General features: G+C 67.4%; 6 protein-coding genes and 1 pseudogene. 5 read left to right on the forward strand and 2 right to left on the reverse strand.

All coding sequences use genetic code 11. The annotated features are described in order from the left end of the window. Positions 1 to 824 precede the first annotated feature (824 nt). A complete protein-coding gene (locus ACFVX6_RS30315; RefSeq protein WP_389696841.1) occupies positions 825 to 1,022 on the reverse strand; it encodes a serine protease inhibitor in 198 nt (65 codons plus the stop codon). A gap of 1,318 nt (positions 1,023 to 2,340) precedes the next feature. On the opposite strand from ACFVX6_RS30315, the gene ACFVX6_RS30320 reads away from it, so the two are divergent. Next, the gene (locus tag ACFVX6_RS30320; RefSeq protein ID WP_389696843.1) at positions 2,341 to 2,652 is read left to right on the forward strand and encodes a hypothetical protein; all 312 of its coding nucleotides are present in this window, start codon (positions 2,341 to 2,343) and stop codon (positions 2,650 to 2,652) included. 453 nt (positions 2,653 to 3,105) lie between these two features. On the opposite strand, the pseudogene ACFVX6_RS30325 reads toward ACFVX6_RS30320, so the two are convergent. Beyond that, positions 3,106 to 3,954, reverse strand: a pseudogene (locus ACFVX6_RS30325) (IS5 family transposase); the annotation flags it as partial. 335 nt (positions 3,955 to 4,289) lie between these two features. Between ACFVX6_RS30325 and ACFVX6_RS30330 the strand changes: the two are divergent. The 4 genes from ACFVX6_RS30330 to ACFVX6_RS30345 all read left to right on the forward strand — a co-directional run bounded on the left by ACFVX6_RS30330 (position 4,290) and on the right by ACFVX6_RS30345 (position 7,483). Beyond that, the gene (locus tag ACFVX6_RS30330) at positions 4,290 to 5,627 is read left to right on the forward strand and encodes an IS21 family transposase (protein ID WP_389696845.1); all 1,338 of its coding nucleotides are present in this window, start codon (positions 4,290 to 4,292) and stop codon (positions 5,625 to 5,627) included. Further along, positions 5,624 to 6,439, forward strand: a complete 816-nt coding sequence (gene istB, locus ACFVX6_RS30335; protein WP_389696847.1) for an IS21-like element helper ATPase IstB — start codon at positions 5,624 to 5,626, stop codon at positions 6,437 to 6,439. The genes ACFVX6_RS30330 and istB overlap by 4 nt, the downstream gene beginning before the upstream one ends. After that, positions 6,429 to 7,094, forward strand: coding sequence for a hypothetical protein (locus tag ACFVX6_RS30340; protein ID WP_389696849.1), 666 nt, complete (start codon positions 6,429 to 6,431; stop codon positions 7,092 to 7,094). The genes istB and ACFVX6_RS30340 overlap by 11 nt, the downstream gene beginning before the upstream one ends. Before the next feature lie 71 nt (positions 7,095 to 7,165). After that, positions 7,166 to 7,483, forward strand: coding sequence for a hypothetical protein (locus tag ACFVX6_RS30345; RefSeq protein ID WP_389696850.1), 318 nt, complete (start codon positions 7,166 to 7,168; stop codon positions 7,481 to 7,483). The last annotated feature ends 84 nt before the right edge of the window (positions 7,484 to 7,567 follow it).

The raw sequence follows: 7,567 nt of genomic DNA on the forward strand, positions 1-7,567 counted from the left end.
GCCCGGGGCCGGCCTTCGGCCGGTGCTCTCCGCTTCGCTTCGAGCTGGGTTGCGTGTTGCGCTGCGCTCCACACGCAACGGGTCGGCTTCGCCGACCAGGACTCCCCGCGCTGCGCGCGGGAGGCGACCCCGTTTCACGGGGTCCGGGCCTTCGGCCCGTTGGAGTGTCCGCTGCGCTCCCACTCCGGCCCCTGCGGCTTCGCCTCCAGGGCCAAGGCCCGCTCCGCGGGCCCGGCTGGCAACAGTAGCGAGTGGCGGGGGCGCGTATCGGGCTCATCCCTCGTCCCTGAACCCCATGCGCCGCCTCAAGCGGACCCGCACAGCCCGGTCCGCGATAGCCACACCGGTGTACGCAGCCCCCAGCACCGGCCCGGAGATCAACGCCACCACCCCACCGGGCTCATCCGCGAACAGCACGCCCCCAAGACTGACAGGAACCGCGATATAGACACCCAGCCGGGCCGGGTGTTTTGTCACCCACTTCTGGAAACGAGTCAAGGGCAACCCGGCCCCATACGCCCGCTCGACCGCCAAGTAACTATCCACCAGCGACTTCCCCCAACTCCCCATCCACCACACGCTACGCGCCGAACACCCGCTTCGGGCCGGAGGTCCCGCGCTTCGCTGCGGCCTGGCTCTGGTTCCGCTGCGCTGCACCAGAAACGGACCTGCTAGGCAGCCCCAGGGCTTCGCGCTCCGCACGGGAAATACCACCGCTTCACGGGGCCCCGGCCTCTTGCCCACTGGGCTGACTCCGCTCCCCCAACCGGTCCTCCCGGCTCCGCCTCCAGGACCCCCGCCCGCCCCGCGGACGGCAGCACGGACTACCCGCGCCTCGGCTCCCGGACCACCTTGCCGTCCTTCACGAACAGCCTCACCCGCTGCTCATTGAAGTCCATCGTCACCATGCTGCCCTCAGGCACCACATGGACCGTAATCTCCGGGAACTCCGCCCCGATGTGCCGGCGGGCCTCCTCCGCCGGCTTTCCCATCAGCTCCGGCCACACGCTCTTCGCCTCCATCAGACCCTCCAGGGTGAAGATCGCTCCAGATCCCGCCCTGCGCTCAGGACGTTCGACGGGATTTCGCTTCGCTCCGCAGGGGAGGTGACGCCGTTTGACCGGGTACGGGCCTCCGGCTTCGCTCCCGTGCCACGATCTCGCTAGCTGACTTCCTGGGCGTTCAGACTGGCTGTCAGATACCGCATCGAAGCCGGGGCACACCCGACCAGCACCACAGCATCACCGTCGCGGCACTCGGCCACCTGCCAGCCGTACTGCACCAACCGGGAATCCGTACGGCCTCTCGACCGGACCCGAACCAACTCCAACCGCGCTGCGGGAAGTACGCTTCGATGAAGGTCCCTGAACTCCGTCGGCGTGACATGAAGCGTAGAACCCGTAGCCCAGAGGAAAACCAACGCCTCATCCCGGCAGTACGGACGGTCACCAAGGACGCAGGCAACGAAACCCGCCTCCGCTCCCTCCGTGAAACTCCGAGCCTTCATCCTGGCCCTGCGCTTCTCATGACCCCGCGTCAGCAGACTGCCCAAGACGAGCTCCAGCAAGAAACCCAGCACGCGCCACCCCCGTCGGCCTCAGCCCTCCAGCGCAATCCAAACAGGCGCAACCAAAGACCACACTCCTCCCCAAGGAGGAGTGCAGGACACGGTCCTCTACGCGAACAGCCAGGACGAGAGGTTGACGTCTCCCCCTGGAGGGTCCACCAGTGCTGCGGTGCTTCATTCTGCTACCCGGATAGATTTTGGAATCCGGCCAAAGTGCCGCACCAGCTGGACACCCCCAAGCAAACGATTGCAGAGCCTCAGCGCGGAGGCTGAAGCTCACGCAGGCCGTAGTCCGGTGGCAGCCATCCCCTCTTCCGCCGCTCCATGGTCTTCCGCGTATGCGGAGGCGGGTACAGGCAGCCTGCATCAGATCCGGTTCAGCCCTGACCCACGCAAGCCCGTTCGGGCATCAACGCGGAAAAGCGGGGTCCGCCAGAGGTCCGGGTCGCAGCGGTTGCCTCCACGCCCCGCTAAAGTACGAACCCGGCTGCGGTGACGATGTTGCTGTCCAACACCTAGTTTGAGCACCCCTCAGACCTGCTGTGGCCTTTGGATTCCACGGAAATGTCGGTGCCGCCGACCACTGACACGCCGTGACGCGGTCAAGTGACAACACATGACAAACCCCCTAGGACTTGTCCGGCCGATCATGAGACTGTCCCATTCAAGTTCCGGGTGTCTGCCACCAGCTCTCAGTACCTGATCCATGTCCCCTTGGTACTTCTCTGCCGACGTGGAATGGGTCCATGTAGCGTCAGCGCCAGGGGGATGAGATGAACTTCGACGAGAACGAACCGCAGCCTGTTCGAGAGGAGCGCTTCGCCGCAGAACGGGCCGAACGCAGAGAGGCACGCAAGACTGCGTTGCTCGACTCGCGAGGAGCCCACCTCGGCGTGGCCATCGTGACCATCGCCCTGGTCCTCCTCAGCTGGAACGGGAAGCTGGTCGCTCTGGGCGTCGTCGGCGGAGTCTTTCTGCTCTGGTTCTCCGCAGCCCTCGTGTGGGCCTACGCCGATGGGGATCATGGCCGACACGCGCTCCAGCGTGCATACAACATCACTTTCGGATGGGGCGACGGGTTCTGAGCACCGAGATCAAACCCAGGAACGGCGATTTGACGTTCGAAGTGTTGAGGTCCGCTCTAGCACGGGACAGTTCCATCAGCGGGCCGGCGGCCTTGGCTGCTCTGCTGTCGGGCGCGCGGTGGGAGGTCTCTTCGAGTACGGCCTCGGCCCGCTCGTTGTGGGCGATCTGGTGCGACCGGCTGGACATGATCGTGGAGTCGGGAGGATCTGAGCCGGGTCTGCTGGAGAGCCTGGCTCAGGCCGTGGACGGGCTCCACGATGTAGGAGACGCGCGGGTGTACCTGGCCACGGTCACCGACCCGCCACGCCGGTTTCACATCTACCTCTCAGAGGATCTCGCCCACTGTGTCGGGGCGTGGGAGGGCCGCGTGAACGAGCAGGCTCCCCGAACGGCGACCTGAACCGAGGCGGCCTGGTGGGAAGTGCGGTTGGCGGTCGCGCCGGTGACCGCGGTCAGTCCCGTGTGTGTTCGCGGGAGGCCGGTTGGCTGGTGCGGCGGGACTGTCGGCGGGTGATGCGCCTGGTCATCAGAGTGATCGCAGCCCAGGTGATCAAGGTTTCGGAGTGCTGGACGAGGCGCTCGTAGTCGCGGGCGTGTCTGCGGGCGTGCATGACCCAGGCCAGCGACCTCTCGACGACCCAGCGGCGGGGCAGGACGACGAACCCGACCGCGTTCTTCGGCCGGCTGACGGTCTTGACCGTCAGGTTCAGGTACTTCTTCGCCCAGTCGACGAGCTGCCCGGCGTAGGCGGAGTCGGCCCAGACGATCGTGATCTCGGGGTGCATGAGCCTTAGCCTGAACAAGACTTCCTTGGCCGCGTCGCGGTCGGTCATGTCGGCTGGGGTGACCATGACGAACAGCGGCAGGCCTTTCGTGTCCACGACGAGATGCCGCTTCCTGCCATTGATCCTTTTGGCGGCGTCGTAGCCGCGCGAGTCCTTGCCGACGGTCTCGGCGGCCTTGACGGACTGCGAGTCGATGATGGTGGCGACCGCCCCGGGCGAACGCCCCATGTCCCGGCGGACACGTCTGCGGAGCTGGTCGCGGATCTGCCCGATCACCCCGGCGGCGGCCCAGCGGGCCATGGCGTTGTAGCAGGTCCGCCATGGCGGATAGTCCTTGAACAGGGCCCTCCACTTGCAGCCCGTGTCGACGACGTAGCGGATCGCGTCCACGATCTCGCGCCGCGGGTGCTTCTCCGGGCGCCCGCCGCGAGGGGTCTCGCAGGCCGGGATCGGCAGCAGGGGTTCGATCAGAGCCCACTCGTCGTCGTAGGTGTCCGAGGGGTAGCAGCGGCGCCGGGCTACGGTCTGCTCCCTTCAAGAGTGGTGGTGGGGGGCCAGCCGCTTCGCTGCTGGTCCCCCACCGGGGTTATGCGTCGATGTAGTCGGCGATCACGTCGAGGGTGGACTCGACGGAGTTGAGCTGGGTATTCAGATGCCTGACCCAGGGTGATGGGGATATTTGGATTTCCCCACTTGTCGCTCTGGGGTGGGGCAAACCTGCTCTCTTGATCTCCCCATCGATTGTGTGATCCTCCCGGCGTGTCGAACTGGTGTCGGCGTGTCGTGGAGAGCCTGCGTGAGCTAGGAGTTCGGCCTGTTCGGGGGCCTGAATGCTCACTCGGGAGGAAGACGTGGACGCTCATGCTCTGCGTCGTCAGGGATGGACGATCTCGGCGATCGCGCGGCATCTGGGCCGTGATCGCAAGACGATCCGTGCCTATCTGAACGGCGAGCGAACCCCTGGCGAGCGGCGCGAGGGCCCGGATGCGTTCGTGCCGTTCCTGCCCTACTGCCGCCAACGTCTCGCCGACGATCCGCATTTGTGGGCCTCGACCCTGTTCGACGAGGTGACCGAACTCGGCTATGAGGGCGCGTACTCGACCTTCACCCGGGCCCTGCGCCGCTACCAAGTTCGCCCGCATTGCGAGCCCTGCCACGCCTCCACCGGCAGGAACGTCGCGGTGATCGCGCATCCGCCTGGCGAGGAGATCCAGTTCGACTGGCTGGAGCTGCCGAGCCCACCAGAAGGGTGGGGAGTGGGTGAGCACGCCCACCTGCTGGTTGGCGCGCTCGCTCATTCGGGCCGGTGGCGGGCGGTTCTTTCGGAGTCCGAGGACTTCCCTCACCTGGTCCAGGCCCTCGACGAGGTCATGCGCAAACTCGGCGGGACGGCCCGCCGTTGGCGCTTCGACCGGATGGCGACGGTCTGTTACCCCTCCAGCGGGCAGGTGACCTCCTCTTTCGCCGCCGTCGCCAAGTACTACGGAGCCGGCGTGGATATCTGTCCGCCCCGCCGCGGCAACCGCAAGGGAGTGGTGGAGAAGGCCAACCACTCGGCCGCTCAACGCTGGTGGCGGACGGTCCCCGACGGGCTGACCGTCGTCCAGGCCCAGTCCGGAGTCGACAAACTGGCCGTCCGGATGGACGAGCGGCGGCGCCGCATCGACGGAGTGACCACCACGGTCGGTGAGCTCGCCACGGCCGAGCCGATGCTCGACATCCCGGCGAGGCCGTTCCCGGCCGAGCTGGAAGTCGAGCGGACGGTCAGCCCGCAAAGCCTGGTCCAGTTCGACGGGAACTTCTACTCCGTCCCTCCCGGCCTGCCCGGAGTCCAGGTCAGGGTCCTCATTCGCCTGGGCGACGACGTCCTGCGGATCGCCACCGCGGGCCGGGCGGTCATCGCCCAGCACCGCCGGGCCCCTCGGGGATCCGGGCAGACCGTCCGGGACAGCGGCCATGTCATTGCGCTGGAGCGAGCCGTGCTGGCGTCGTTTTCCGACCGGGCTCCATGCAAGACCAAGGTCCGAAGGCCGCCATCGGCGGCCGCTCTCGCGGAGGCCGAGCGTCTGCGCGGGCTTCCGGCAGCCGGGGATCCGGCCGAACGGGTCGTGATCGACCTGTCCCACTATGCCGCCGTGGCCGACCGGCTGCGGACAGCTCCCTCACCGAAGGAGGAGAACGAGGAGTGAGTACGCCATCGTCGCCGATGCAGATGAGCGAAGCACGCCGCTTCCAGCAGCTGCGAGGCCACCTGTCCTACCTCAAGCTCAACGATGCCGCCGAGGCCCTGAACCGGGTCCTGGACCAGGCCCGGAGCGAACGGATGTCGCTGACCGCGGCCCTGGAACGGCTGCTGGAGATGGAGGTTGAGGCCACCGAGGCCCGCCGGCTGGCGGCCCGGCTCCGGTTCGCCTGCCTGCCCGAACCCTGGACCCTGAACGACTTCGACTTCGCCGCCCAGCCGGGCGTCGATGAGAAGCTCATCCGGGACCTGGCCACCCTCCGCTTCCTCGACGACGCCTCCAACGTCCTGTTCGTCGGGCCGCCCGGAGTCGGCAAAACCATGTTGTCCGTCGCGCTCGGACGGGCCGCAGTCGAAGCGGGGCACCGCGTCTACTTCACCACCGCCGCCGAGCTCTCGGCCCGCTGCCACAAGGCCGCTCTCGAAGGCCGGTGGAAGTCCTGCATGAACTTCTTCGCCGGCCCGAAGCTGCTGGTCATCGACGAACTGGGCTACCTCCCCCTGCCCGAGGACGGCGCGTCCGCGCTATTCCAGGTGATCAACCAGAGGTATCTCAAATCGTCCACGATTTTGACTACAAATGTCGGTATCGCGGACTGGGCGGGCGCCTTCGGTGACGCCACCGTCGCCGCCGCGATGCTCGACCGGCTCCTGCACCGGGCCGCGGTCGCCGGGATCGACGGACCCTCCTACCGGCTCCGCGGCCACCGGACCCAGGCCGAAACCCTTCGAGCCGGGGTGAACGCCCGTGTCTCCTGACAGCTCCAGCTCCAACACCACCGAGGTTCCATCCGAGATGGCCCGTCTCTGCCCGCACTGCGAGACCGTCTTCACCGTCGCCGACCGCACCAGCCGCCGGGTGTTCTGCTCTCCCACCTGCCGCGAACAGAACCGCCGCCGCATCCCGGTCCAGCGGACCTGCCCGCAGTGCGGGAACGAGTTCACCACCGACATCAGCCCCCGCCGGATCTTCTGTTCCACGGAGTGCCGGACCACGGCCCGCGGCAGTGAGAACGCGATGGAGAGCCGGACCTGCCCGGTCTGCGACGGCACCTTCGACTCGCCCAAGACCATCCGGAAGGTCTACTGTTCCCCGACCTGCCGCAGGGACGCCGAACGCTACCGCGACCAGGCCCGAGAGCAGGACCGAGCCCGCCGCCTCGGCGAAACGCCTCACCCCGCCGCGGCCTCGCCTCCCGTGATGCCCGGCCTGCCGGCGACACCCAAACCCGCGACACGAGCCGCCTACCGCCCGGCCCCGGAACGGGACCCGCTGGAGCCCACGGCAACCCGCAACTGCCCCCACTGCCAGCAGCCCGTCACCATCGTCGCACTCCTCGCAACGCCGGAAGTCGCCCGGCCCTCCATGCCGACCGGGCTTCCCGATGTCGTCCCACTCCGCAGGGCTCCGTGACAGCACCATCAACTGGTCGGCAGCCTGGAAATCCAGCTGCCGACCACAGGCCCTGATGGCAGAGTCCGCCCATGGTCTTCCTACGTTGCGAAGCGGTCCGATGGGTCGATGACGAACCCCAGCCCGGCCTGATCGAGGTCCGCTTCACAGACGCCCACCACCGGCAGTGGGCCTTCATCGACAAGTGGCCCGTCTTCGCCGGAGGCGACGACTTGTCCCCTGACTCCCGCTACCCCGCCGAGGTCAGCATCCTCTGCGACATCCTGACAACCGGCGACACCACGGACACCTCGGACACGGTCAAGATCTCCGTCACTCCTTGGGGACTCGAATCGCTCGAAGGGCACGTTGAGTTCGAGGTGGGGGCTGATCAATTGACTACCAGCTGAGGTTCCCGATCACTGGGCCCCGCCCGCCCGAACGTGGGCGGGGGCCACCCCAGCTCGCCGGGGCCCCAAAATCACCACAACCAT

Origin of the sequence: Streptomyces sp. NPDC058289 (assembly GCF_042880975.1) — a bacterium.
Classification (GTDB): domain Bacteria; phylum Actinomycetota; class Actinomycetes; order Streptomycetales; family Streptomycetaceae; genus Streptomyces; species Streptomyces stoeckheimensis.

What these genes read in the sequence shown, in the direction of transcription:
- ACFVX6_RS30315 (WP_389696841.1), bottom strand. Translation starts at nt 1,022, where the DNA reads ATGGAGGCGAAGAGCGTGTGGCCGGAGCTGATGGGAAAGCCGGCGGAG.
- ACFVX6_RS30320 (WP_389696843.1), top strand. Translation starts at nt 2,341, where the DNA reads ATGAACTTCGACGAGAACGAACCGCAGCCTGTTCGAGAGGAGCGCTTC.
- ACFVX6_RS30345 (WP_389696850.1), top strand. Translation starts at nt 7,166, where the DNA reads ATGGTCTTCCTACGTTGCGAAGCGGTCCGATGGGTCGATGACGAACCC.